Origin of the sequence: Actinoallomurus acaciae (assembly GCF_042429965.1) — a bacterium.
GTDB lineage: Bacteria > Actinomycetota > Actinomycetes > Streptosporangiales > Streptosporangiaceae > Actinoallomurus > Actinoallomurus acaciae.
The window spans coordinates 1-1550 of record NZ_JBHLZP010000983.1 but is presented as its reverse complement, the minus strand read 5'-3'; the positions used below and the strand labels follow the sequence as shown (position 1 = coordinate 1550).

2 protein-coding genes are annotated in these 1550 nt (G+C 74.0%); both read right to left on the bottom strand.

Annotated elements, in window-relative coordinates; translation table 11 throughout:
* Nucleotides 1-673 (bottom strand): coiled-coil domain-containing protein (locus tag ACFFNX_RS49615; protein WP_378213457.1); only part of this gene is annotated, 673 nt, incomplete at its 3' end.
* 103 nt (nucleotides 674-776) lie between these two features.
* Nucleotides 777-1445 (bottom strand): hypothetical protein, encoded by a 669-nt coding sequence (locus ACFFNX_RS49610; RefSeq protein ID WP_378213456.1) that lies wholly within the window; start codon nucleotides 1443-1445, stop codon nucleotides 777-779.
* Nucleotides 1446-1550: the final 105 nt, after the last annotated feature.

Below are 1550 nucleotides of genomic sequence, written 5' to 3'. Positions count from 1 at the left end.
CCTTCTTCCGCTGGATGCGGTGGACGCTCGACCGCTGCCGGGCCACGGCGGCCGTCGCGACCTGGCGTGCGGCGGCCGTGGCCCGGGTGGCGTCGCGCTGGGCGGAGAGCGCCCGGCGCGACTGCTTCTCGAACAGGTCGGCGATGGTGTGCGCGGCCTCCTCCTGCTGGACGGCGAAGTGCTGCCGGTTGGCCAGGAACTGCATGAAGGAGGCGCGTTCGAGGAACCCCTGCATCCCGCCGCGCCCGCCGAACACGGCCGCGGTCGAGGGGATGCTGTCGTCGGTGCGGTAGGCCTTCGAGGCGAACGTCGCCAGGCCGCGGCGCGCCTGGTCGAACCGCTCGCGGGCGTGGGCGCTGCGAGCCACCGCGGCCTGGTAGTCGCTCTGGGCCTGTTCGAGCCGGACGCGCGCGCCGTTGAAGCGCTCGACGGCGAACTCGGCCTGGTCGTTCATGTCGTCGAGCTCGGCGTTGGCCCTGGCCAGCTCGGCGTTGATGCGGCCGACGTCGGCGGCCCGGTCGTGCACCTGCTTCCGGCTGCCGGCGAGGTCACCCGCGATCGGCGACGGGTCGGCGGACGAGGGGTCGGCGAGCAGCGCCGAGACGGCGAGCGTGGTCAGGGACAGGACGCCGAGCCGTCGTCGTCGCCGTCGTCGTCGCGTGGAGCCGGCCATTGTGGATCCCCCCGATGTTCGCCCGCGCCGTGGAGCGGGTGCCGCACACGGAGGGTTACCACTGGTGACGCATTGGAAACACCGGTACCAGCGATATCTCCCGTCACTCACATCCCAGCAGCCGGTTGATCCAGGGACGAGTGGCCGATTTCGGCGGGTACGGACCGCGCGGATAGGTGACGACCGGGACTTCTCCGCCGTAGCGGGCCTGGAGCTCGGCCGCCCGGCACCAGTCGGCGGGCGTACGGGTGGCGGCCCACGCCGCCGCGAGCGCCTGCCGCACATCGGGGATGCGTTCCCAGAGCTGCGTCAGCGTCATGGTGGTGTGCGCGGCGGCGTACCCGTCGTCGGGGTAGGCGCGGCTGGCGAAGAACGGCGCGGTCACCCGGCTCCCGTGCGCGGAGGACAGCGCCCAGGTGAAGTTGGCGATCACGAGGTCGCGTACGGGCGGGGCGAGACGCTCGGCGGCGCCGTACATCCGCCGCTGACGGTGGCCGGTGAGCCGGGTGGTGGTGAGCAGCCAGCCGGCCTCGTCGCGGGCGTCGCCGGGCGCGCCGCCGTCCGCGAGCCAGGACAGCACGGTGAGCCCGCGTGCGGCCTGGAGGCGGCACAGCTCGATCACCTCCTGGCACATCCGGTCGCCCGGTTCGTTCCACTGCGGCCAGGGCACCCGCTGAATGCGTCCGACCAGGTCGGCCATTTCCGGCTCGACGAACCGCGGCGTCACCAGCGCGCCGCGCGGGGCGTCGGCCCGCACCGTGTAGGCCTCCATCAGCCGGCCGAACCGGAGGACGGGTCCGCGGGCGGGTCGGAGTGCGGAGGGTCGGCCGGTGCCGGGGCGGGGCCGGTCGGCGAGGAGTCGGACGGCGGCGTCTGG